A 23638-nucleotide genomic window follows, 5' to 3' on the forward strand; every position below is an offset into this window, starting at 1 on the left:
CACCTGCCGGAGATAGCTTTTTTCAAGCAGGCTCCCGGCAGGGCCACGGGCGGCCTTGCGGATTCCCGCACGCCGCCGGTCGGGACGGTCCGGATCTCCGCACTGGCCCGCCGCCGGTGAGCGGGCACCCGCCCTCCGGTCACCGCCCGCCTTCGCGCCGGGGTGTCGCCGCCGTGATCGGGCTCTGCGCGATCCTCGTGACGGCGTGGCTCGCCGGGCGCGCCGCGGAGCGCTGGGCCCTCTCGGACCTGCGGCGCGGCGCCCGTTCGGCGATCGGCCTTCAGGTCGGCGTCCTGCTCGCGGAGATGCAGAAGCAGGCGTCCCTGCCGCTGGCGCTCGCGGCCGACCCCGAGGTCGCCGCCGCGGTCGGTCCCGATCCCGGGCGCGACCTCCTCGACCGTGTCGACCGGCGGCTCGCCCAGGTCGCCGCCGCCACGGGTTCGGCGGTCATCTACATCATCCGCGCCGACGGACTCACGGTCGCGGCGAGCAACGCGGGCGAGGATCGCAGCTTCGTCGGCCGGGACTACGGGTTCCGCCCCTATTTCAAGCAGGCCCTGGCCGGCGGCGCCGGCTCCCAGTTCGCCCTCGGCACGGTCAGCGGACGGCCGGGCCTGTACCTCGCGCGCCGGATCGGGGCCGGGAGCGGGGTCGTCGTGGTGAAGGTCGAGTTCGACGCCGTCGAGTCGGCGTGGCGGGCCGCCCGCGAGGTCACCTTCGTCACCGACGCCCGTGGCATCGTCCTCGTCACCAGCGAGCCGGGCTGGCGCTTCGACACGCTCAGCGCCGTCGACGCGGCCGAGCGCGCCCGGATCGAGGCGGGACAGGAATTCGGCAACGCCCGCCTGGAGCGCCTGCCGCTCCATCCGGTCGCGGGCGAGCCGGACGTGGTGCGGGTCGGGCGCGGGTCGCTGCCGGCCTGGAGCGCGATCCTGTCGCAGGCGCCCGTACCGGGCACGGACTGGCAGCTGCGGACGCTGACGCCGCTCGGCACCGCCGTCGAGCGGGAACGCCTGCAGGCCTGGATCATCGCGGCCCTCGTCACGGCATTCGCTGGCTACGGGATCTTCGCGCTCACCGATCGCGGCCGCCGGACCCGGGCGCGGCTCGCCGAGGCCGCGGCGCGCCGGGCGGAGCTGGAATCGAGCGTCGAGGCGCGGACGCGGGCGCTGCGGGAGACCAATGCCCAGCTGCGCGCCGAGATCGCGGAGCGGCAGCGCGCCGAGGCCGAGCGCGAGCGCCTCGGCCGCGAACTGGCGCAGGCCGGCCGGCTCGCGGCGCTGGGCCAGTTCGCGGCCAGCATGGCCCACGAGATCAACCAGCCGCTGGCGGCGATCCGCTCCTACGCGGACAATGCCGCGATCCTGATCCGCCGCGGCCGGGGCGAGGACGCGGCCGAGAATGCCGCCGCTATCGGGCGGCTCACCGACCGCATCGCCGGCCTCACCCGGCAACTCAAGGGCTTCGCCCGCCGCGCCTCGCCGCGGCGGGAACCGGTTTCCCTGCGTGAGGTGGTGGCGAACGCGCTGGAGCTCGTGGCGGCGCGCGCCGCCGCGCTGCACGTCCCGCTGGAGGCGGACCGGCCCGCCCCGGATCTGCGCGTCCTCGGGGATGGCCCGCGGCTGGAGCAGGTCCTGGTCAACCTGCTGCAGAACGCCGTCGACGCCGTGGCGGGTCGCGAAGAGGCCCGCGTCAGCCTGCACCTCGTCGAGGGGGACGAGCGCGTCGCGATCGAGGTGGCCGATACCGGGCCCGGGATCCCCGCGGAGGTGCGCGGCCAGATCTTCGACGCCTTCTTCACGACCAAGGCGGACGGCCTCGGCCTGGGCCTCGCCATATCCCGCGGGATCGTGGAGGATTGCGGCGGGAACCTGATCCTGGCCGGCGGCGACGGCGCCGGGACGGTCTTCCGGATGGAGATGATCCGGGCGGCGGACGCGGTCCCGAACGTGGGCAAGCCCGTGGGAGCGACACCGTGAGCAGACCGGCGGACGCGCAGGCGGGCACCGAGCGCGTCGTCTTCATCGACGACGAGGCCGACGTGCGCCGGGCCAACGGCCAGAGCCTGGAGCTCGAGGGTTTCACCGTCGAGGCCTTCGCGGCCGCCGAGCCGGCGCTCGCGGCGATCCTGGCCGCGCCGCCCGGCGTGGTGGTCACCGACGTGCGGCTGCCGGGGCTCGACGGCGTCGCCCTCCTGACGCGGCTGCGCCGGGTCGACCCCGACCTGCCGGTGATCCTGATCACCGGCCACGGGGACATCCGCATGGCGGTGGCCGCCATGCAGGACGGGGCCTACGACTTCCTGGCCAAGCCCTATCCCGCCGAGGCGCTCGTCGTGTCCGTGCGCCGGGCGCTGGAGCGGCGGCGGCTCGTGATCGAGAACCGGGCGCTGCGGGCCCGGCTCGACGCGGCGATCGAGGAGGATCCGGCTTTCCTCGGGACCTCCCCGGCGATCGTGGGCCTGCGCGCCCTGGTGCGCGAGGTGGCGCAGGCCGACGTCGACGTGCTGGTTTTCGGCGAGACCGGCTCCGGCAAGGAGGTCGTGGCCGGCGCCATGCACCGGTGGAGCCGCCGCGCGGAGCGAAACCTCGTGGCCATGAATTGCGGGGCGCTGCCCGACAGCGTGGTCGAGAGCGAGCTGTTCGGGCACGAGGCCGGCGCCTTCACCGGGGCCCTCAAGCGCCGGGTCGGCCGCATCGAGCACGCGCAGGGCGGCACCCTCTTCCTCGACGAGATCGAGAGCATGCCGCTGCCGCTGCAGGTCAAGCTTCTCCGCGTGCTCCAGGAGCGCACCGTGGAACCGCTCGGCACCAACGAGGTGCGCCCGGTCGACATGCGCGTGGTCGCCGCCACGAAGGTCGATCTCGGGCAGGCGGCCGCGCAGGGCACCTTCCGCGACGACCTCTATCATCGGCTCAACGTCATCACGATCGCGATCCCGCCCCTGCGCGACCGCGGGGAGGACGTGCTGCTGCTCTTTCAGCACTTCCTGCGCCGGGCCGCGGAGAAGTTCGGGCGCCCGGTGCCGCCCGTCACGCCGGCGATCCGCGAGCACCTGCGCCGCCACGCCTGGCCCGGCAACGTCCGCGAGCTCGGCCATTTCGCCGAGCGCTGCGCGCTGGGCCTCGCGGCGGCGGCGCAGCCCGCGGCCGAGAGGGCCGCCGCAAGCCTCACCGACCAGGTTGATCGCTTCGAGCGGCAGCTGATCCGCGACGAGCTGATCATGGCCGGCGGCGATGTCCGCGCCGCCGCGGAAGCCCTCGGCCTGCCGCGCAAGACCCTCTACGACAAGATGGCCCGGCACGGTCTGACCCCGGGCGACTACCGCTAGGGCCGTCGCCCGGCCCGTCCCGAGCCACCGACGGTGCCGGCGCGATCACGGGAGCGCCGCGACGGCGACCTGCCGAAAAGGGGTACGCGGGCCGGTGCGGAAACTGCTTAGCGTAGCGGACGGATCCCCCCGCCGAGCCGCCCATGCCCCGCTTCTTCATCGACCTGCACGACGGAACCGAGCTCGTCCGCGACAAGGACGGCTACGACCTGCCCGGTCTCGAAGCCGCCCGGTCGCAGGCCGTGAAGATCATGACGCGGATCGCGCAGGGGCTCTCCGACCGGCCCGGGCGCCAGGATTACATCGCGGCGGTCCGCGACGACACGGGCGTTGTGCGGATGCGCTTCCGCGTGTCGCTCGATGCCGGCCCCGTCGGCTGACGTGCCACGACGCCGAGCGGCCCCGGCGCGCGCGCGGCCGGGCCAAGTCCACCTGGCGTTCGCGTCGATTTGGCGTAGGCTGGCGTCCCCCAGCCGAGGAGGGACGACATGGGTCTGATCGCCTTCATCCTGATTGGTGGCCCCTGGGTGGCGGCAACGGCGTGGCTCTGGCACCAAGCCGGCGGCGCGGAGGCTTGGCGCAACGCCGTCCACGGCACCGTGCCTGGCAGGCAGTGACGCGGCCCGCGCCCACCGTACGCCTCCGACGCTCCTGACGGGCGCGGCTCTCCGGATCCGGTCCGCGGTATCACCGCCGGCACGGCCGGGGGCGGCCACGCTGTCGACCGCGCTGCGAGCCGGGGCGAGATCGCGTCCCGCGCTGCGCGACGGCTCAGAGCCGGCTCGGCGCTCGGACGTCCGCGCCCGACACCCCGCTCACGCCCGCGCTGCTCGAACGGGCCGCCGTGCCACCGTCCAGTCCCCGAACGAGCAAGCTCAGCGCCAGGAGGGCGAGGAGAAGGCCCGCGGCCTTGTTCATCCGATTCAGGATCTGGCTGGTCACGCAGCGCCGGAACAGGGACACCGCGGTGTTGAGCACCACCCACCAGCCGAACGAGCCGACGAAGACACCGGCCGCCAGAACCGGGAACGGCGCGGTCCCGCGCTCAAGGAAGGCCGGCATCGCGGCCAGGAACAGCACCGGGGTGACCGGATTCGTCAGGGCCAGCACGACCGCGCTGCCGTAGCTCACCGCCAGCGTGTCGCGGCACGCGCAGCCCTCCTGCAGCACCGAGACGCTGCGAAGCACCCGGACCGCGAGGGCGAGCAGCACCGCCCCCGAGATCAGGGAGAGAACGGCGCCGTTCGACCACACCGCGGCGAGCTCCGCGCCCCAGCGCATGACGAGGCCCCCGTATGTCAGGTGCACGGTGGCGACACCGAGCCCGGTGGCGAGGCCGGTCGACAGGCCGCCTGACAGCGTTCGCTGAACGCACAGCAAGCTCGTCGGCCCGATCGGCGCGGCGATGGACAGACCGAGACTCGCGCCGGTGAGCAGTGCCGTGGCGACGACGCTCATGGCACCGGGAATCCGGTCAGTCGTCTTCCGCGCGGTCGAGGGGCGAGGCGGCCGCCCGGGACCCCGCGGCCGCCTTGTCGGTGCCCGGACACCCGATGTGGTCGCGCTCCACGGCGGACGACGCTTGGGCACACGCGATGTCCGGCATGTCGTTCAGTTCGTCGGCCCGGGCGCCGGCGCAGAACATGACGACCACGGCGGTGGCGACGACTGTTTTCATGGCTGTTCCTCCCTCGCGTCGACACACTAGGGAGGGCCGGAACCCTGGCATCCTCTGTTCGGCGGATGGCACCGCCAGCGCCGCGCAGCGCTCGCCGCCAGCGTCCCGGTCGGGCGACAAAGCATCGTGGCGCCAGGCATTTACACCGCCGCGCCGGCGGTCCGGGCGGCCGTGTCGACGCCGCGCATCCGGGGCCGGGGGGCGGCAAGTCCGTCGAAACGGCCCTCGGCGCACCGTCCCTGCCGGACGGCATCCTCTGTTTGAAGGATGCAAATGTCGGTTTTGGACTGATATTGGTATTATCGCGGTCAGAAGAATCGTCGCGGGACGTGCCAATGCGGGAAGCGCTTATCGACCGGATCTACGAGGCTGCGGGCACGCCGGAACTCTGGCCCGACGTCCTCCAGTCCATCGGCGATATGGCGAACTCGGACGGCGCTGTGCTCGCGGTGCTCCCGCCCGTCGGGACCTCCCGCTGGATCGCCTCACCGGCCCTGGAGCAGCGACTCGGTCACCAGACCGGCGCGGGGCGCAGCAGCGGTCGGATGGCGCCGTGGCGCACCGACGCCCAGGCGGGCTTCACGCGCGACGTCGACCTCGTGCCGGCCTCCTACGAAGGCTGGCTCCGCGAAGGCGACAGGCCGTTCTGGCAGGTGGGCACAACGATTCCCCTTTCGACGGGCGACATCGCGATCGTGACCGCCGAACGGCGGGCTCAAACCGGCCCCCATGAGGCCTCCGTCCTGCCCGGACTAGACGCCTTGCGACCACACCTCGTGCGCGCCTGCGAGCTCAGCGCGCAGTTCAGCTGCGAGCGCGGCCGCGTCACGACCGCGACGCTCAGCCAGATCGGACTCCCCGCCGCCGTTCTGTCGGCCTCGGGTCGGGTGCTGACCATGAATGCCCGGCTGCAGGAGCGGGAGGAGGTCCTGCCCCCCGGCCAGCACGGCGGCCAGCTCTTCAAGAGCCTGATCAACAGCAAGCTGCTGCAGGACGCGATCGGCAACGTCGTTGGCGGCCGGCGCGCGGCGCAGACGATGCCGGTGCGCAGCTACTCTGATCACCGTCCTCAGATCGCTCATGTCATGCGCCTGAAGCAGCGCCCCGGCGACGTCTTCGGTACCTCGGCGGTGCTCCTCGTTCTCGTGCATGTCGGCGCGCGGGCGGTTCCGGACCACGGCCTGCTGAACATGCTGTTCGACCTGACCCCGGCGGAGGCGCGGTTGCTCCAGGCGCTCGCCGGAGGTTTGCGTCTGCAGAGCTACGCCGAGAGCGTCGGCGTCCAGACAAGCACCGTCCGCACCCAGCTCAACTCGATCTTCAACAAGACCGGAACGAAGCGGCAGGCCGACTTGCTGAGCATCGTCACGTCGCTCGCGCTCTTCAGCGGGCAGACGACGAAGCGCCTGGGCGCGGCGTGAGTTACATATCGGCGTCGCGGAGGAAGGCGGTCAGCACCTGCGCGGTCGGAAAGGCCTCGAAAGCCCCGAACTGGCAGGTCGTCAGCGCACCGCAGGCCGCGGCCTGCCGCAGGGTCGCGTCGAGGGGCTCTCCCGCGAGAAGGCCCGCGATCAGCCCGGCCGTGAACCCGTCCCCCGCGCCGACCGTGTCGACCGCCGCGACCGCGAAGGCCGGCTGGCGTAGGGTGGGCCAATCGGGGCGGAACGCCACCGCGCCGCGCTCTCCCAGGGTCACGACCAGCAGTTCGAGGCCTCCGGAGAGCAGGGCGGCGATCGCCGGCGTCGCTTCCGTGGCGTCCGCGATGGCGTCGGGAGTCCCGAGGCCGAGGTCGGCGGCCTCGACCGCGTTGACGACGAGGATCGCGGTATCGGCCAGGATCGCCGGATCGATGGGGCGCATCGGGGAGGGATTCAGCAGCGTGGGGATGCCCGCCTGCCGAGCGAGCGCGAACGCCGCTCGGATCGAGGCGTCCGGCGATTCGAATGTCGCCGCCACGAGGTCCGCTCGCTCGAGTCGGGCGGCGACGGCTCGGACGTCCTCCGCACCGAGGGCGAGGTTGGCCCCGAGGCAGACCGCGAGACAGTTCTCGCCGGCCGCGTCGACGAACGCGACGCCGGCGCCCGTCGAGCCGGCATGCGGCACCAGCATGTCCTCGGCGAATCCGACCCGCGCGAAGGTGGCGCGGACCATAGGGGAGAACACGTCCGTGCCGACGGCGAAGAGTCCGTCCACCTCGACGCCGAGCTGGTGCGCGGCGAGCGCGAGGTTGAAGCCCTTGCCGCCAGGCTCGGCGAGGAAGGCCAAGCCATCGAGGGACTCGCCCGCCTGCGGCAGCCGCGCGACCTTGACCGAGCAGGCGATCACGAAGCTTCCGACGACGAACAGGCGCATGGAGCGCTCCGAACCTGTACACTGCGAATAGCTGTACCGGAGGCCGATCGGACGTGCGCCCCAAAAATCGGACGATCAAGGGTGATGTCGAGGCGGACCTCGCGGAGGGCGAGCGTCCCTCGGTGCTCTCTCTCCTCCGCCTGCGCGCCGACACGGCGATGCCGCTGTACCGGCAGATCGAGGGTCAGCTTCGCGAACTGATCCTGTCGGGCTCGCTGCCGCCGGGCGTCACCTTGCCGGCCGAGCGCCAGCTCGCCGACAGCCTCGGGGTCAGCCGCGTGACGGTCCAACGCGCCTATGCCGAACTCAGCGACAACGAGCTGCTCGTCCCGCGCGGGCGCTGCGGCTTCCTCGTGCGCCGTCCCCCCGAGCCCGTGCGCCCGGGTATGGACCGGCTCAAGGGCTTCACGGAGGAGATGCGGGAGCTGGGGAAGATCCCATCCTCGCGCATCCTCGATCGGGCGGTCACCGAGGACCGCTCGATCGCATCGATCTTCGGCCTGCCCTCGACGGCCCCGTTCCTGCGTCTGACGCGCGTTCGCTCCGGCGACGGCGTGCCGATGTCGCGCGAGGTCGCCTGGTACAACATCCGCGCCGTGCCCGCCCTTGAGACCGGCGACCTCTCCGGTTCCGTCTACGCCTTCCTGAGCGGGCACCCGGGCGGCCGCCTCGTGCGCTGCGAGCAGACGGTGGAGGCGACCATGCCGACGGCTGACGAGTGCGAGATCTTCGCCTTCGAACAGCCCCTCCCGTGCCTGTTGATCAAGCGCCACAGCTACAATCAGGACTCGGTGATGATCGAGTACGTGGAAGGCCTGTTCCGAGGCGATGCCTATCGCTATCGGCTGAATCTGCGCGCGTAGTAGGCCCGGCTGACCGAACCGGACTCGCTTCCGTACGCTACGCGCGACGGGCTGGGCGATGCACCGCTCGAACCGCTTCCGGTCCGCGCCGGGGACCCGCCTCCTTCAGGAAAGAACTCTCCACTCTCGACGGGCAAGGCGATTCCGCCGAGGCCGCCATCCGTCGCCCGCCGCCGCCACGGCACGGGAGCGACGGCCGAGCTTCGCCCTTTTAACGGACGAGATTGCTCCGATGCCTCGCGTGGAACAGCGAGAAGCGCCGTGGTACACCTGATGTCTCGCGAGCGATCAGCCGGCGCAGCCAGCCATCCCGCTTCGGTCCGGAGCACACGATGAGCGAGTCCTCGACGGCGCCGACTCTGGCGACCCTGGCGACCGCCCGGGCCGGCCGGACGCAGCGTCGGCTCGCGGTCGCCGTCAGCCTCCTATTCGGGGCCGTCACCCTCGCGCTGCTGCCGTTCGCCAACCGCCCGATGCCGCCGATGCCGGGCTTCGTGCCCGTCTACCAATCGGCGCTGATCGTGGTCTACGGCCTGACCACGTACCTGTTCCTCACGCAGTACCGCCGCATCGGCTCGGCGCCGCTGCTCGTGCTCGGGGCCGGCAGCCTCTACGTGACGCTCGTCGTCTTCCTGCAGATGCTGTCGTTCCCGAACGTCCTCGCGCAGGGTCGGCTCCTCGGCGACGGGCCGGACACCACGACGTGGCTCTGGACCTTCTGGCATCTCGGGCCGCCGCTCTTCGCGCTGCCCTACGCGCTCCTGGAGGGCGACGAGCGTCCGCCGCAGGCCCCGCGCGGAAAGGCCGGACGGATCGGCTGGGCCACCGTCGCCGGGACCGTCGCGGCCGCCGCGCTCACCGGCGTGGCGGCCGTCCGCTTCGTCCACCTCCTGCCGAAATGCGTCGAGGGCGACGATTACTGGCTGCTCACCACCTCGGGCATCGGGCCGGGCGTGGTCGCCCTGACCGTCATCGCGCTGGCCGTGCTGTGGTGGAAGACCCGCCTGCGGACCGTGCTCCAGCTCTGGCTGGCCGTGTCGCTTCTGCTGCTCGTCTTCGACAACATGGTCACGCTTCCGGGCGCCGCCCGCGGCACGGTCGGCTGGTTCGCGGGCCGGATGGAAGCCCTGGTGGCCGGCTTCATCCTGCTCGGCGTCTACCTGCGCGAGGTCGACTTCCTGTACGCGCAGGCCGCGGCCGCCGCCGAGGACCGGGAGGCCCGGCGGGCGGAGCTGCAGCGTGCCCGCGACAACCTCGCCCTGGCGCTGGAAGCGGCCGAGATGGGCGACTGGGAGCTCGACCTCCGTGGCAACACGGCGCGCCGGTCGCCGAGGCACGACGCGATCTTCTGCCACAGCGCTCCGGTCGCGGCATGGGACGTCGGGACCTTCGTCGAGCACGTCGTCCCCGAGGACCGAGACGCCGTGCGGGCGGCGTTCGATGCCGCCATCGGGACGGGCCGCCTCGACATCGACTGCCACATCCGGCGGGCCGAGGACGGGGCCGCCCGCTCGGTCACGATGCGGGGCAAGGTCTACCGCGACGGGAGCGGCCAGCCCCGATCCATGGCGGGCGTCGTGATGGACACGACGCGCCAGCGCGAGGCCGAGGAACGCCTGAACCAGGCTCAGAAGATGGAGGCCATCGGCCAGTTGACCGGGGGCGTGGCGCACGACTTCAACAACCTGCTGACCATCATCGTCGGCAACCTCGACATGATCGTGCGCAAGCCCGACAACCCGCAGCGCGTCGAGAGGCTGGCCACGTCGGCGATGACGGCGGCGCGGCGCGGGGCCGAGGTCACCGAGAAGCTGCTGTCGTTCTCCCGGCGCCAGGTGCTCCGGCCCGAGACCGTCAACCCCAACCGGCTGCTCAAGGACTTCCAGGCCCTGCTGAAGCGGGCCGTCGGCGAGACCGTCGAGATCCGGTTCGACCTCGACGCGGTCCTCGATCCGGTCCGGCTCGATCCGGGACAGTTCGAGAGTGCGGTGCTGAACCTCGCGGTCAACGCCCGGGACGCGATGCCGGACGGCGGCGTCCTGACGGTCAAGACCTGCAACGGGCACCTCGATGCCGCGGAGATTCCCGACCGGCCCGACCTGCGGCCGGGCGCCTACGTGCTCGTCTCGGTCACCGACACGGGCCAGGGCATGGACGCCGCCACGCGCAGCCGCGCCTTCGAGCCGTTCTTCACGACCAAGGATGTCGGCAAGGGAACGGGCCTCGGCCTCAGCCAAGTCTACGGGTTCGTGCGGCAGGCCGGAGGGCATGCGCAGATCAAGAGCGAGCCCGGCGCCGGCACCTCCATCGAGCTCTACCTGCCGCGCTCGGCCGAGAGGGCCGTCGAGGCCCGGCCGGACAACACCCTCCCGCTGCGGCGGGCGGCCTCCGGCGAGGTGGTGCTGGTGGTCGAGGACGAGCCGGCGGTGCTGGAGATGGCGGTCGAGAGCCTGGGCGAGCTCGGTTACCGGACCCTGACCGCGACCCGGGCGTCGGAGGCCCTGGAGCGGCTGGGCGGCCCCGAGCGCATCGATATCCTGTTCTCGGACGTCGTCATGCCCGGTGGCATGAACGGCGTGCAGCTCTCGGTCGAGGCCCGGCGCCTGCGTCCCGGCCTGCGGGTGCTCCTGACGTCCGGGTACACGGGCACGGCGCTCGACGAACACGCGGTGCCGGCCGACCTGCCTCTCCTGAGCAAGCCCTATCAACGGGACGAACTCGCCAACAAGCTCCGGGTCGTCCTGGGCTGAACCCCCGGACCCACGGCATGCCGCCCCGCGGTCGCGCGGCGTCGCGGACGGGTTGTCCGTCAACAGGCTTAGAGGCTTAACCCGGCCTTAACCGACCGGTTCAGCCCGCAGCAGCGGCATGTCGGCATGCTCCGTCCGTCCTCAACGGCGCCGACACGCGCAAGGAGCTGTCCCATGCCCATCATGCCCTGGATCCACGATGCCCTCTATGTCGGCAGCTTCGCCGCCCTCGTCCTCGTCGCGCGGCAGGCGCTCGTGCGGCGCGATCTCGGGCTGTCCGGCCTGCCGGGCCTCGAACGCCTGCGCCGGTCCCTCGGGCCCGGCACCGGGTTCCGTGAGCGGCGCCGGTTCACGACGCCCCGGACCAGCGGCAACACCGCCTTCGACGCCTGGCGCGACGGCGAGATCGGCCGCATCGAGGGGGAGCGCCGCGCGCTCGAAACGCGTCTCCGGGACTTCGAGGGTTTCGTCGACGCGCTGAAGCGCGCCAAGGATCGCGCGACCTTCGAGCGCTTCGTGGCGGAACATCCCGCGGGATCGGGGTCAGCGGTCGACATCGCCGGCACCGCCGATCAGGCCGAACATCGAAAAGGCTAGGTCGCCTCAGGGTTGCACCGGAGCGTCGGGGCCACGCCGTCGAGGGTCAGAATCCTCGTCTCCTCTACGCCGCCCCGCGCGACGCTTCGAAGACCGCGGCGAAACCTCCGAAGATCATCCGCGCCCCGTCGAACGGCATGGTCAGATCGCGGAAGCGCGGATCGGTCCGCATCGCGGCCTCGCACCGGTCTGCCGTTTCCCGGTCGGGCCAGAGGATCCACCCGAGGACGACGCTCTCGCCGTCGCGAAGGGCGACGGACCGCCGGAAATCGGTCCGCTCGCCCTCCGGAACGTTGTCGCCCCAGGCCTCCATCTGGTGGAGCGCGCCGTACTCCCGGAACAGCGCCCAGGCCGCCCTGGCCGACGCGACATAGGCCTCCCGGTTCGCGTCGGGAACCGGCGTGACGAACCCGCTCACGTGAGTCATGGGTTGCCTCCTCGAGTCGGGGTGCGCGCGGAAAGGCTTCAGGCCGGAGCCTGCCCTCGCGTCATGCCCTCGGGGTCCATCCACATCAGCTCGACGACGTGGCCATCCGGATCCTCGATGTTCCGGCCGTACATGAACGTGCCCATCTCCTGCGGCGGGCGGGGACCGGGACGTCGTGCAGCGGTTCGCCGGACTGTTTCCCCTGCCGGGGAAGGCGTTCTGATCGCGTTGGAGGGTGCAGACCGGATCACGACCGACCGTCACTCGACGAAGCCGAACTCGCTCTCGAAGCCGAGTCTTCCCCGCTCGGTCACGCGGATGGCGCGCCCGTCGCGCTGACGCTCGATCCACCCGAGATCCTCGCAGCGGCGGCACAGGGCGGCTCCGAGACGGCCGGCGAGGTGAGGTCTCCGCTCGCTCCAGTCTAAGCAGGGGCGGCAGAGCAGGCGGCGGGTTCGTCCGGCCGGTTCGACTTCGACACCGAACGCGGCCAGCCACGCACCGCCGGATGCGGTCACTTCACCCGCCTCCTCGCCCAGGACGATCAGTCCCCGTGCGACCAGCGCATCGGCGATCCCGACGCCGAGCCGTCCGGCGAGGTGATCGTAGCAGGTGCGGGCCTCGCGCAAGGCTGGATCGATCCGCGGCGTCGCTCGGCGCGATGCTCCCTCCGGCTCGCCCCGGTTCGCGATCACCATCATGGCCTCGAGCATGCGGGCGACCTCGACGGAGGCGAGGCGGAAGTATCGGTGCCGACCTTGGCGCGACACCGTGAGCAGGCCGCCGGCCACGAGCTTCGTCAGGTGCTCGCTCGCGGTGGCTGGCGCGACGCCGGCCGTCCAGGCCAGTTCGGTCGCGGTCAGTGCTCGCCCGTCGATCAAGGTCGACAGGATATTGGAGCGGCTGGGATCTCCGACGAGCGCGCCGATCTCGGAGAGTGCAGGACCCTGCGTCATGAGCTGAACCTAAACGCGCTCAACGCCCGCCGCATCCGACGACGCTTCGGTTTGGACCGAAGCGTTTACGGCTGACTCGGCCGGGATCCCTGGATCAGAGTGGGAGCGTGAAGCTGGAGAACCGCGCCACGTCTGTGCCGACGGTTCGCCCGCCACGGCAATAGGTGACGCCTATGACGCCCGATGAGATTGACGACAGGGAGGAGCATCATTGGATCGAAGATCCGCGATCCGGGCCCACGCTGTTCCTTCGCCGGCTGTCTCCGCAGTTCCGGGGTGAGCGGGACGGTCTGACGACCGACGCCGCGTGGCTGCTCGATACCTACTCCAGCTCCCCGGACCGGCGTGACATCAAGCTCAGGCGCGACACGCATCTGATGCATCTCGAGGCCGGGCGTAGGGCCCTCTGGAGAGCCTCCGCCGTATGTCTGAGTGAGCCGGTCCCGGCTTGAACCGCATCGACACCCAGGGAGGAGCCCATGTTCTCCGTCATCTTCGAAGTCCGACCCGGCGACGGTCGCAAGGACGCCTATCTGGAACACGCGCGTGTGCTGAAGCCTGAGCTCGAGGGCATCGACGGCTTCATCGACAACGAGCGCTTCACGAGCCGGACGCGGCCGGGCTGGGTCCTTTCGCACTCGACGTGGCGGGACGAGAAGTCGGTGATCCGCTGGCGCACCCATGCCGGTCATCACCTGATCCAGGGGAAAGGCCGGTCCGAGGTGTTCGCGGACTACCATCTCCGCGTCGGCGAGGTGACGGCTGACACCCACCCGCCGGCGGGACATCGGGTCCGCGAGCAACGCCTCGATGAGACGGAAGTCGGCCAAGCCAAGGCCTGTACACTGTCGGAGGCGATGTCGGCGGACCGGCCCACGCCCTTCGATGTCGACCTCATGGCCATGCTCGGTCTCGACCAGCGGACCGAGGGGCTGGTGAGTTGGGACGCGTTCGATTCCTTCACCAATCCGGGAAAGGTGCTGGTGCTGCTGTCGTGGAGAGATGCCGGCGCGGCGAACGCCGTCTCATCAGTCGCGGGCACGCGCCTCCGAGCTGTTCGGATCATTCGCGACTACGGGATGTTCGACAGGCGTGAGAGCCCGCAATATCACCCGGCCGTGCAAGCCCCGGGATAGGGCCCGACGACGAGAACCGGGCATCAACACCTTCGGCGTCGCTCCGTCATCGGTCTCGCGAATGCGGACCCGGTGGCACGACGCGGTCGTCCCGCGGCCTGCCCTGCGATCATGTGCGCGACCGGCCCGGGGAACCGGATCACGGACGAGGCGACCGATCCACGAGGCGGTCACCTCGCTGGCGGCACCCCAGGGCTCGCCCGCTCCCGTTGCACGAGCAGTCGGCTGCCCTCTGGGGGCGCGGCCCTTTCGGACGAGGGGGTTCAAGTCTCGGCGATGAGGTCCTTGATGCGGGAGGCGAGGGTCTCCAGCACGAACGGCTTGGTCAAGACCTGCATCCCGGGCCGAAGGTAGCCGTTCCCGAGCACGGCGTTCTCCGCGTACCCGGTGATGAACAGCACCTTCAGGTCCGGTCGCCGCTCGCGGCCGGCGTCCGCCATCTGTCGCCCGTTCATGCCCCCCGGCAGGCCGACATCCGTCACCAGCAGATCGATCCGCACGTCCGACTGCAGCACCTTCAGGCCGGCGACGCTGTCGGCGGCCTCGATGGCGGTGTAGCCCAGGTCCTCCAGCACCTCGGTGACCAGCATGCGCACCGATGGCTCGTCGTCGACGATTAGCACCGTCTCGCCCTGGCCCGCTTGCTCGACCTCGGAAAGCCTGCGCGCGACCGCGTCCTCGTCGGCCTCGCCGTAGTGCCGCGGCAGGTAGAGGCAGACCGTCGTCCCCGCGCCGACCTCGGAGTAGATCCGCACCTGCCCGCCGGACTGCTTGGCGAAGCCGTAGACCATGGACAGGCCGAGGCCCGTGCCCTCGCCGGTGGGCTTGGTGGTGAAGAACGGCTCGAACACCTTTCCGATCAGGTCCGGCGCCATGCCGGTGCCGGTGTCGGTCACGCAGACGCCGAGATACTGGCCGGGCGCGAGGTCGTGCTGGCGGCCGCCGACCTCGTCGATCCACCTGTTGGCGGTCTCGATGGTGATGCGACCGCCGTCCGGCATCGCGTCGCGGGCGTTGATGCACAGGTTGAGCAGCGCGTTCTCCAGCTGGCCCGGGTCGATCAGCGCCGGCCACAGCCCCGCGAGACCGACGACCTCCAAGTGGACGGCCGGACCGACGGTGCGCCGGACCAGCTCCTCCATGTCGTGGACGAGGCGATTCACGTTGGTGGGTTTGGGGTCGAGGGTCTGGCGGCGGGAGAAGGCCAGCAGGCGATGCGTCAGGGCGGCGGCCCGCTTGGCCGCGCCCTGGGCGACGCTCAAGTAGCGGTCGAGGTCGCCCATCCGCCCCTGGCTCATCCGCGTCTGCATCAGCTCCAGGGAGCCGGAGATGCCCGCGAGCAGGTTGTTGAAATCGTGCGCGAGGCCGCCGGTCAGCTGGCCGACCGCCTCCATCTTCTGCGACTGCCGCAGAGCCTCTTCTGTCTTGGCCAGCGCCTCGGCCTGCTGCTTGATCTCGGTCACGTCGCGCACGGACGAGTAGATCAGCCCGTCGCGGGGCACCGCGTTCCAGGACAGCCAGACATAGCTGCCGTCCTTGCGGCGATAGCGGTTCTCGAACGTGAGCTGGGCCTCCCCGCGCGACAGTCCCCCCGCCGCCGCCACGGTCGACGCGACGTCGTCGGGGTGGACGAAATCGAGGAACGGCCGCGCCTTCATGTCGGCGTCGGTCCACCCGAGGGTTCGCGACCAGGCCGGGTTGAGGCCGACGAAGTAGCCGTCGAGGTTGGCCACGCAGAGCAGGTCGGACGAGGCCTGCCAGATCTGGTCGCGCTCGGCGGTTCGGGCGGCGACCTGGCGGGCGAGGTCGGCCTCCGTCTGCACCCGGACGGTCACGTCCTGCACGAAGACGTGGAAACCGTCGACGCGGCCGCCGGAGGTCCGTCGCGGCAGGTAGCGGATCTCGGCGACGCGGTGGCGCCCGTCGCGGTGCGGCCAGTCCGTCTCGAAGGTGACGGGCTCACCCCCGAGCGCCCGATCGATGAAGGGTCGCCGCACGGCGTAGGCGGCCGGGCCGAGCAGCTCGCGGACATCGCGTCCGACGACATCGCCGGGCGGGGCGGAGAACCAGTCCTTGTAGGCCTCGTTGGCGAAGCGGTAGACGTGGCCGGCGTCGATGAACGCGATCAGCACCGGCAGCGCGTCGGTGATGAGCCGGAGCTCGCGCGCGCTGGCCTCCGCCAGCAACTCGGCGCTCCTGCGCGCGGTGATGTCGCTGAAGAAGACCGCGACGCGGTGGTCGCGCGGGTCCCCGACCCGGTGCGCACGCACGTCGAACCAGCGCCCGAACACGGCGGCGTAGTTCTCGAAATGGGCGGGTTCCCCGGTCAGGGCGACGCGGCCGTAGCTGTCGAACCAGTGCCGTTCGAGGTCGGGCGCGAACGTGCTGACCCAGCGGCCGGCGACGTCGGCGCCCGTCTGCCGGGCGAAGGCCGGATTGGCCTCCTCGATCAGGTAATCGACCGCCCGTCCGTCCGCGTCGAACCGCATCATGAGGATGCAGAACCCGACCTCGACCGTCTCGAACAGCGTCCGGTAACGGGCCTCGCTCTCCTGCAGCGCCGCCTCGGCCAGGCGGCGGTCGTGGATGTCCTCGACCACCCCGTACCAGGCCACGATGGCGCCGGCTCCGTCGCGGCGGGGACGCGCGCGCGCCCGCATCCAGCGGTACGTGCCGGTAGCCGCGATGTTGATGCGATAGTCCACGTCGACCGGCTCGCCCGAGGCGAGACAGGCCGAGAACACCGCGACCGTGTGGGGGACGTCCTCCGGATGCAGGGCCTTCATCCAGCCCGCGCCGTCGGGTTCGCCGGGTGCCTGGCCGGTCAGTTCCAGCCAGCGGTTCGAGTATGAGGTGATGTTGCCCGCCGGGTCGCAGGTCCACGGCACCTGGGGATTCAGTTCGACGGTATGCCGGAGGTGGGCCTCGCGCTCCCTCAGCGACCTTGCGGCCTCGTGCTCGGCCGTGCGGTCGCGGACAATCTTGGTGAACCCGCGATGCGCACCGGCCTCGTCGAGCAGCGGCATCATCTCGCCCGACGTCCAGACGCGACTGCCGTCCTTGCGGAGGTGCCAGCGGTCGACGGAGGCGCGCGCCTCGCTCGTCGCGAGCCGCATCTCGGCCTCAGGGCGCCCCTCCGCACGGTCCTCGGACGTGAAGATCCGGTCGGCGGGCTGCCCGCGCATCTCCTCCGCCGTCCAGCCGAAGATCCGCTCGGCGCCGAGGTTCCAGTCGATGACCGAGCCGTCGCGGTCGGTGACGACGATGGCGAAGTCCCTGACGTTGTCGAAGACGACCCGGTGGCGCCACTCGCTCGCTGGCGCGTCCTGCCCGGCGGTCCGATGCACCGGGCGCACCTCCCGGCCGATCGTCTCGCTCCTGCCTCCGGCAGCCCCGAGCGCAGGCGCAGCACCTCCGCCTCAAGTTGCGCGCGCGACATCGCGCCGACGTCCGGGCCGATTGATTTCACCGTCTCCCGAATGGCCGGCGTCTCTTCGAAGTCGTGCATCAGGAGGCCAAGCCATCCAGTCCCGGCCGGTTCCGTTTGGAGAGATCACGGTCGCCCGCCGGTCCGGACCGGCAGCCGCGGTCCGCCCGGCAATCGTGGCCGCCGCGTCATGCGATGGACGGACACCGTCCTGAACTTTCAAGACGGGACGGTGTTCGCCGGCATCAACCTTCGCCTGCCTTAAAGGGTCGCGACCCGATCAGCTGTCGGGCCGGCCGAGATCGAGAGGTCGGTAGCGCTCGACGCGCCGATCTCCGTCCTCGACGGCAAGCCGTACAAGATCCTGAAGCAAGTCCAGACGTCCATTGCTTCGCGGCAAGCGAGACGGGATTGAAAAGTGAGTGGCTTCGCGTGCGACCGAAGCGCTCGAGCGAAGAACTGATCGTGCTGGAGACCGGCCGCTCGCGGTAGGATTTGCGATCCTCAGGATCAGCGTTCCGGCTGCGGCCCAGATCCGACACACCGGTCGGCACGCTCAGAGGAGACTTGGATTTATAGACGAAGATTACTGAAACTGTTGGTAGCGAGGGAGGGATTTGAACCCCCGACACAAGGATTATGATTCCTCTGCTCTAACCAGCTGAGCTACCCCGCCACGAGCCGCGACCGTCCATCGAGACGATGCGTGCAGTGGCGGCGGTATAGGAAGAGCGGGCGCTCCGTGTCAACGTCTTCCCGTGAGCAAATCGCGCCTCCGGAGGTCGGGCAGTCCGCGTGCCGTCGTGCGCGGGAGGGAAACGCTTGGCTGTCACCGAGAATCGCTCGGCGACAGCCCGTCCGCCATGTCCGACCTGTCCTGGCCCGCTAGGTTTGGCACGGGCCGCTCGACGGCCCGTCAGATCGCGGAGCGTTCGATGACAGCGCGCAAGAGCCATCGCTGGACCACCAGCCTCGCCGCCCTTCTCGCCCTCGGGGTGCCGCTCGCCACGGGTCCGGCTGTCGCGGCGGGCAAGGACGTCACCTACCGCGCGGCGCTCACCGGCGGCAGCGAGGTGCCGGCAACCGCGTCCTCCGGCAAGGGCGAGATCACCGCGACCTTCGATCCCGCCACCAAGCGCTTGAGCTGGTCGGGCCAGTACAGCGGCCTCACCGGGCCGGTCACGGCCGCCCATTTCCACGGGCCGGCCAAGGCGGGCGAGAATGCCGGCGTGCTCGTGCCGGTGACGGCGGCGAGCAGCCCCTTCACCGGCGAGGCGACCCTCGACGATGCCAAGGCCGCCGATCTCGAGGCGGGGAAGGTCTACTTCAACCTCCACACCGCCGCGAACCCGAAGGGCGAGATCCGCGGCCAGATGGAGCGCGCACCCTGATCCGGAACGCCGGGAGCCTCGACGTTCCCGGCCGCGACCGGTAGGCGGATCCCCGTCCACCTGCCGGAGCCTTCGATGAAGCACACCGACGCCATCATCGCCTGGACGCCCGTCCGCTGGGCGGAACTGAAGCCGGAAACCGCCGGGCAGGTCGTCGTCCTGCCCGCGCCAGACGCGGCCGGAGAGGCCAAGCGCTACATGATGCGCGCCGGCGCGAGTTCGTCCGCCCTGGCCACCCTGACGGAGGAGGCCCGCGTCGCGCGCCTGTTCATCGACTTCCAGACCCTGGTCGTCCGCGACGGGATCGACCCGCAGGTCGCCCACCGGGCGTTCCTGGCGATCGACGAGTACCGGTTCCGCATCGCCCCCGATACCGAGGGCGCGGAATTCGAGGACCCGCCCGAGGAAGATTAGCCCAAGCCTCGAAGGTGCAGCGCGCATCCCTCGCGGAAGCGTGAGAATTAAGAATACACAGAGCGCGGACGCGCCCTATCTCCCGGCGGGTCCTGAATCCGTCGGAGGCCGGCCATGCCCGTATCCCGTCGCGCCGTCATCGCCGCAGCCGCTATCGCCCCGCTCGCCGGCCGCCTCGCCGCGGCGGCCGAGCCGCTGATCCGCCGCCCGATACCCTCCACCGGCGAGACGCTCCCGGCCATCGGGATCGGCACGTCCCGGCGCTACGAGGTCGAGCCGACGCCCGAGGCGGTGGCGCCCCTGAAGGAGGCGGTGAAGACCTTCGTCGCACTCGGCGGATCGGTGATCGACACGGCCCCGAGCTACGGCACCGCCGAGGACGTCCTCGGCCTGATCCTGGCGGAGCCCGGCCTGCGCCAGAAGATCTTCCTCGCGAGCAAGGTCGACACGACCGGCCGCGACGCGACGCTCGCGGAGTTCGACCGATCGCTGAAGCGCATGAAGGTCGATACCCTCGATTTGGTGGCGGTCCACAACCTGATCGACGTGACCGGGAACCTGGCGGTCCTGCGCGATCTGAAGGCGCAGAAGCGCGTCCGGTACGTCGGCGTCACGGTCTGGCGCGACAACCAGCTCGACGCCCTGGAGGCCGTCATGAAGCGCGAGAGCCTCGACTTCATCCAGGTGAACTACGCCATCGACAACCGTGCCGCCGCGGAGCGCGTGCTCCCGCTGGCCGCGGATCGCGGCGTGGCGGTGATGACCAACGTGCCGTTCGGCCGCGATCGCCTGTTCAAGGCGGTCCAGGGCAAGGAGTTGCCGGCGGTCGCCAAGGATCTCGGCTGCGCGAGCTGGCCGCAGTTCTTCCTGAAATACGTGCTCGGCAACCCGGCCGTGACCTGCCCGATCCCCGGCATGGCGAAGGCCGCCTATGTCGAGGACAACCTCGGGGCCGTGCGGGGCAAGCTGCCCGACGCGGCGCAGCGCAAGCAGATGGAGACGTTCATCGATGCGGTTTGATGTCATCTCGCGCCGCGCGGCGCTCGCCCTCGCGGCTGGCCTCGCCGTGGCCGCCGCTCTTCCCGCTTCCGTGCCCGCCGCAGCCCAGGACGGCGCGAAGAAGATCCGGATCGGCGTGATCGGCGCCGGGAACATCGGCGGCACGATCGGGACGCTCTGGGTCAAGGACGGCCACGAGGTCATGTTCGCCTCCCGCCACCCGGAGCAGCTCGCCGCGATGGTCTCGGAGCTCGGACCCAAGGCCAGGGCCGGCACGCCCGAGGAGGCGATCAAGTTCGGCGACGCCATGTTCATCGCCGTCCCCTACAAGGCCTATCCGGACCTCGCGAAGGAGATCGGCCCGTCCCTCAAGGGGAAGGTCGTCCTCGATGCCGGCAACGCCACGCAGAAGCGCGACGGCGCGCTCTACGACGAGGTCCAGGCCAGCGGGATCGGCGCGACCTCGGCCAAGTACTTCCCCGGCGCCAAGATCGTGCGCGCCTTCAACGCGGCCAATTACAAGATCTTCGCCAAGGAGGGCGCGGACGGCGGCAAGGGTCGTGCGGGCGGGCGGATGGCGATCCCGATCGCCGGGGACGACCCCGAGGCGCTGAAGGTCGCCGAGGGCCTCGTCCGCGATGCCGGGTTCGACCCGGTGGTGGTCGGCCCGCTCAAGGATGCCGACAAGTTCGCCATGGGCAGCTCGGGCTTCGGTCACGACGTCACCGCGCCGGAGATGCGCGAGAAACTCGGACTGGCGAAGTAGGCGCGTCGCCCGGCCCCTTGCCGGGCCCCGCAACGGCGAGGGGTCCGACCGAGCCTTCCCCGAGGGAGGCCCGTCCGGGGAAGAAGCCCAATCCGGTGAGATCGGCCCATGCCTGAACCCGCCCGCGGCACGCTCGCGCGCCTGATCGACGTTCAGCCCGGCGAGGGCCGGGCGCTGGCCTGGTCGTGGGCCTACATCTTCTCGATCCTGGCCGCCTACTACGTCCTGCGCCCGATCCGGGACCAGATGGGCGTCGCCGGCGGCATCGAGAACCTGCCCTGGCTGTTCACCGCCACCCTCCTGGGGATGCTCGCCCTCAACCTGCCCTTCGCCTACCTCGTGAAACGGATGCCGCGGGCGCGGTTCGTGCCGATCACCTATCGGTTCTTCGCGGCCAACATCCTGGCGTTCGCGCTGACGCTCTACCTCGCGCCCGCTGAGTGGGGCGTGTGGATCGGCCGGGTGTTCTTCGTCTGGCTGTCGATCTTCAACCTGTTCGTGGTCTCGATTTTCTGGGCGACGATCGTCGACGTGTTCTCGAACGCCCAGGGCAAGCGGCTATTCGGCTTCATCGCGGCCGGCGCGACGCTCGGCGCCATCGCGGGCTCGGCGACCACCGCGATCCTGGCCAAGAACGTCCCGACCTGGGGCCTGATGCTCTGCGCGGTGGCGCTCCTCGAGGTCGCGGTGTTCTGCATGCGCGGGCTCGCGGCGCTGTCGACGCAGCTCCACGAGGTGCCGGGCCGGAACGGGGGCCCCGAGGACGGTCAGGACCGGACGATCGGCGGCAGCGTGCTCGCCGGCGTCACCCGGACTCTCGCATCGCCCTACCTGCTCAACATCTCGCTGTTCCTGCTGCTGTTCTCGGTGACCTCGACGTTCCTGTACTTCGAGCAGGCGGGCATCGCGAAGCGGAGCTTCCCGGACCGCGGCGCGCAGACGGCGTTCTTCGCCAGCGTCGACCTCGCGGTGAACGTCCTCACGCTGGGCATCCAGCTGTTCCTCACGGGCCGGATCGTGAACCGAATCGGCGTCGCCCTGACGCTGGCGATCCTCCCCGCCTTCAGCATCCTCGGCTTCGTGGCGCTCGCCCTCTGGCCGACGATCGGCGTCATCGTGGCGTTCCAGGTGCTCCGCCGGGCCGGGAACTTCGCGATCGCCCGGCCGGTGCGCGAGGTGCTGTTCACCGTCGTCCCCCGGGAGGACCGCTACAAGGCGAAGAGCTTCATCGACACCGTCGTCTACCGGTTGGGCGATCAGGTCGGCGCGTGGTCGTTCACCGGCATCCAGGGCATGGGGCTCGGCAGCGCCAGCGTGGCCGGCGCCGCGATCCCGCTGTCGATGGCGTGGCTCGTGAACAGCGTCTGGCTCGGGCGCGCTCAGGAGCGGCGGCGGGCCGAGCAGGCGGCGGAGCCGGGCATCGAGCCCGAACGGGCCGCGCCGGTCGGCCGCATGGCCGCTTCGTCCGGCGGGTGAGCGCCGTTGCGCCCTGCCTATCGATGCCGCATGAAGTCCCAGACCAGGTAGGTCGGAAACGGCAACATGATCGCGAAGAAGATCCAGTCGAACATCTGAGGCATCAAGCCGTCTCCCGCTCGGTCCCCCCTCGTTCTACCGGCGTCCCGAGGCGAAGTTCCGCGCGGCCGCGGCGGCCGTTAAGAGGCGGTTTACCCTGACGCGCGAGGTATCGCGCTCGTTCCGGGCGGGAGAGTGACATGGCGGGACCCGCATGGTCGGCGCCGCGGCGCCGGTGGCGTGCCGCCGATCCCGCGATGGCGCTGCTCGGGCTCCTCGTCCTGACACCAGCGCCCGCCACCGCGCAGGAGCCGCTCTTCATCCGCATCCGCCCGCTGCCGGACCCCGAGGCGGCGCGCCTCGCCCGGGAGATGCTCTGGGCCCGCCGGCAGGCCCATGCCCGCGCGGTGATCGAATCGGTCTGCACCGGCTGCCTGGGCGCCTGGAAGCCCGAACCAGTCCCGCCACCGACGCCTGCGCCCGCGCAGGACAGGATTGCGAACCTCACCGTTCCGATAGGGGTTGAACTCGACCCCGGCTCCGGGGCATCCGAGCCCGGTCCCGATCCATCGACCTCCGAGAGGCATCCATGACGCAAGCGCATCCGACCAGCGGCGCCGAGCCCGAAGTCGATTGCCCGGTGACCCTCGAGGTTCTGGGCTCCGTGTACCGGGCCGACGATTTCGACCTGCCGCTGATCCTGGAGCAGATCCCGCCGCTGAAGCGCGCGCAGCTCGCCGCCTACCTCTACGGCAAGAGCCACATGCACAAGCTCGGGCTGAAGGTCGCCCGTTCCTGCGAGCGCGACGACCTGATCCGCGTGGCGGGAGAGATCGGCTCGGTGATCCACGGCCAGGCGCATTTGAAGCCGTCGCGACCGACTCCCGAGCCCGCCCCGCAGCTGCGCGCCAAGACCCCGCCCGGCCAGAAGAAGGTGAGCCTCGCCGGCGCCGCCGCGAAACCCGCGATCAGCCTCGGCGGCTCGGCCAAGGTCCGCAACTTCGACTGAGAGCTGGCGCGCGTCGGGCCAGCCGAG

22 protein-coding genes and 1 tRNA gene are annotated in these 23638 nt (G+C 70.9%); 16 read left to right on the top strand and 7 right to left on the bottom strand.

Annotation, left to right across the window (positions count from 1 at the left end):
* The first annotated feature begins 116 nt into the window (after positions 1 to 116).
* The 4 genes from ACLBYG_RS02535 (at position 117) to ACLBYG_RS02550 (ending at position 3948) form a co-directional block, all read left to right on the top strand.
* The gene (locus tag ACLBYG_RS02535) at positions 117 to 1979 is read left to right on the top strand and encodes a sensor histidine kinase (RefSeq protein WP_447680501.1); all 1863 of its coding nucleotides are present in this window, start codon (positions 117 to 119) and stop codon (positions 1977 to 1979) included.
* Entirely contained in the window at positions 1976 to 3331 is a 1356-nt protein-coding gene (locus ACLBYG_RS02540) for a sigma-54-dependent transcriptional regulator (RefSeq protein WP_447680502.1), read from the top strand. Before ACLBYG_RS02535 ends, ACLBYG_RS02540 begins: the two co-directional genes overlap by 4 nt.
* Positions 3332 to 3474: 143 nt before the next feature.
* Complete coding sequence (locus ACLBYG_RS02545) at positions 3475 to 3711, top strand: DUF6894 family protein (protein ID WP_020091740.1); 237 nt, start codon at positions 3475 to 3477, stop codon at positions 3709 to 3711.
* A gap of 108 nt (positions 3712 to 3819) precedes the next feature.
* Complete coding sequence (locus tag ACLBYG_RS02550; protein WP_020091741.1) at positions 3820 to 3948, top strand: hypothetical protein; 129 nt, start codon at positions 3820 to 3822, stop codon at positions 3946 to 3948.
* Positions 3949 to 4102: 154 nt separating this feature from the next.
* Here the strand turns inward: ACLBYG_RS02550 and ACLBYG_RS02555 are convergent, their stop codons facing one another.
* Positions 4103 to 4789, bottom strand: coding sequence for a LysE family translocator (locus ACLBYG_RS02555; RefSeq protein WP_447680503.1), 687 nt, complete (start codon positions 4787 to 4789; stop codon positions 4103 to 4105).
* A gap of 16 nt (positions 4790 to 4805) precedes the next feature.
* Positions 4806 to 5009, bottom strand: coding sequence for a hypothetical protein (locus ACLBYG_RS02560; RefSeq protein ID WP_447680504.1), 204 nt, complete (start codon positions 5007 to 5009; stop codon positions 4806 to 4808).
* Between the two features lie 65 nt (positions 5010 to 5074).
* Here ACLBYG_RS02560 and ACLBYG_RS02565 point away from each other — a divergent pair, with 65 nt between their 5' ends.
* Positions 5075 to 6430 carry a helix-turn-helix transcriptional regulator gene (locus ACLBYG_RS02565; protein WP_447680505.1) on the top strand — a complete coding sequence of 452 codons (1356 nt, stop codon included), beginning with the start codon at positions 5075 to 5077 and terminating at the stop codon, positions 6428 to 6430.
* A 1-nt stretch (position 6431) separates the two neighbouring features.
* Here the strand turns inward: ACLBYG_RS02565 and ACLBYG_RS02570 are convergent, their stop codons facing one another.
* A complete protein-coding gene (locus ACLBYG_RS02570) occupies positions 6432 to 7361 on the bottom strand; it encodes a ribokinase (RefSeq protein WP_447680506.1) in 930 nt (309 codons plus the stop codon).
* Between the two features lie 53 nt (positions 7362 to 7414).
* Between ACLBYG_RS02570 and ACLBYG_RS02575 the strand changes: the two genes are divergently transcribed.
* The 3 genes from ACLBYG_RS02575 to ACLBYG_RS02585 all read left to right on the top strand — a co-directional run bounded on the left by ACLBYG_RS02575 (position 7415) and on the right by ACLBYG_RS02585 (position 11571).
* The gene (locus ACLBYG_RS02575) at positions 7415 to 8224 is read left to right on the top strand and encodes a GntR family transcriptional regulator (protein WP_020091746.1); all 810 of its coding nucleotides are present in this window, start codon (positions 7415 to 7417) and stop codon (positions 8222 to 8224) included.
* Between the two features lie 332 nt (positions 8225 to 8556).
* Positions 8557 to 10974, top strand: coding sequence for an MASE4 domain-containing protein (locus tag ACLBYG_RS02580; RefSeq protein ID WP_447680507.1), 2418 nt, complete (start codon positions 8557 to 8559; stop codon positions 10972 to 10974).
* A 174-nt stretch (positions 10975 to 11148) separates the two neighbouring features.
* The gene (locus ACLBYG_RS02585; protein ID WP_447680508.1) at positions 11149 to 11571 is read left to right on the top strand and encodes a DUF2852 domain-containing protein; all 423 of its coding nucleotides are present in this window, start codon (positions 11149 to 11151) and stop codon (positions 11569 to 11571) included.
* A 64-nt stretch (positions 11572 to 11635) separates the two neighbouring features.
* Here ACLBYG_RS02585 and ACLBYG_RS02590 read toward each other — a convergent pair whose 3' ends face one another.
* Together ACLBYG_RS02590 and ACLBYG_RS02595 are read right to left on the bottom strand one after the other, a co-directional pair.
* The gene (locus tag ACLBYG_RS02590; protein ID WP_447680509.1) at positions 11636 to 11998 is read right to left on the bottom strand and encodes a DUF1428 domain-containing protein; all 363 of its coding nucleotides are present in this window, start codon (positions 11996 to 11998) and stop codon (positions 11636 to 11638) included.
* A gap of 260 nt (positions 11999 to 12258) precedes the next feature.
* Positions 12259 to 12954, bottom strand: a complete 696-nt coding sequence (locus ACLBYG_RS02595; protein WP_447680510.1) for an ArsR/SmtB family transcription factor — start codon at positions 12952 to 12954, stop codon at positions 12259 to 12261.
* A 479-nt stretch (positions 12955 to 13433) separates the two neighbouring features.
* Here ACLBYG_RS02595 and ACLBYG_RS02600 point away from each other — a divergent pair, with 479 nt between their 5' ends.
* The gene (locus tag ACLBYG_RS02600; RefSeq protein ID WP_020091752.1) at positions 13434 to 14090 is read left to right on the top strand and encodes an antibiotic biosynthesis monooxygenase family protein; all 657 of its coding nucleotides are present in this window, start codon (positions 13434 to 13436) and stop codon (positions 14088 to 14090) included.
* Between the two features lie 263 nt (positions 14091 to 14353).
* Here ACLBYG_RS02600 and ACLBYG_RS02605 read toward each other — a convergent pair whose 3' ends face one another.
* The gene (locus ACLBYG_RS02605) at positions 14354 to 17437 is read right to left on the bottom strand and encodes a PAS domain S-box protein (RefSeq protein WP_447680511.1); all 3084 of its coding nucleotides are present in this window, start codon (positions 17435 to 17437) and stop codon (positions 14354 to 14356) included.
* Between the two features lie 679 nt (positions 17438 to 18116).
* Positions 18117 to 18193, bottom strand: a tRNA-Met gene (locus tag ACLBYG_RS02610).
* Between the two features lie 259 nt (positions 18194 to 18452).
* Here ACLBYG_RS02610 and ACLBYG_RS02615 point away from each other — a divergent pair.
* The 7 genes from ACLBYG_RS02615 (at position 18453) to ACLBYG_RS02645 (ending at position 23611) form a co-directional block, all read left to right on the top strand.
* Positions 18453 to 18908: a CHRD domain-containing protein gene (locus tag ACLBYG_RS02615; protein ID WP_447680512.1), complete on the top strand. Its 456-nt coding sequence runs from the start codon at positions 18453 to 18455 to the stop codon at positions 18906 to 18908.
* A 75-nt stretch (positions 18909 to 18983) separates the two neighbouring features.
* On the top strand, positions 18984 to 19322 hold the full coding sequence (locus ACLBYG_RS02620) for a hypothetical protein (RefSeq protein WP_056521301.1): 339 nt from the start codon (positions 18984 to 18986) through the stop codon (positions 19320 to 19322).
* A 114-nt stretch (positions 19323 to 19436) separates the two neighbouring features.
* A complete protein-coding gene (locus ACLBYG_RS02625) occupies positions 19437 to 20342 on the top strand; it encodes an aldo/keto reductase (protein WP_447680513.1) in 906 nt (301 codons plus the stop codon).
* Positions 20332 to 21087, top strand: a complete 756-nt coding sequence (locus tag ACLBYG_RS02630) for an NADPH-dependent F420 reductase (protein ID WP_447680514.1) — start codon at positions 20332 to 20334, stop codon at positions 21085 to 21087. The genes ACLBYG_RS02625 and ACLBYG_RS02630 overlap by 11 nt, the downstream gene beginning before the upstream one ends.
* Positions 21088 to 21195: 108 nt before the next feature.
* Positions 21196 to 22563, top strand: coding sequence for an NTP/NDP exchange transporter (locus ACLBYG_RS02635; protein WP_447680515.1), 1368 nt, complete (start codon positions 21196 to 21198; stop codon positions 22561 to 22563).
* A gap of 296 nt (positions 22564 to 22859) precedes the next feature.
* The gene (locus ACLBYG_RS02640; RefSeq protein ID WP_447680516.1) at positions 22860 to 23195 is read left to right on the top strand and encodes a hypothetical protein; all 336 of its coding nucleotides are present in this window, start codon (positions 22860 to 22862) and stop codon (positions 23193 to 23195) included.
* Positions 23192 to 23611, top strand: a complete 420-nt coding sequence (locus ACLBYG_RS02645; protein ID WP_020091761.1) for a hypothetical protein — start codon at positions 23192 to 23194, stop codon at positions 23609 to 23611. The genes ACLBYG_RS02640 and ACLBYG_RS02645 overlap by 4 nt, the downstream gene beginning before the upstream one ends.
* Positions 23612 to 23638: the final 27 nt, after the last annotated feature.

Source organism: Methylobacterium sp. D53M, from assembly GCF_053345625.1.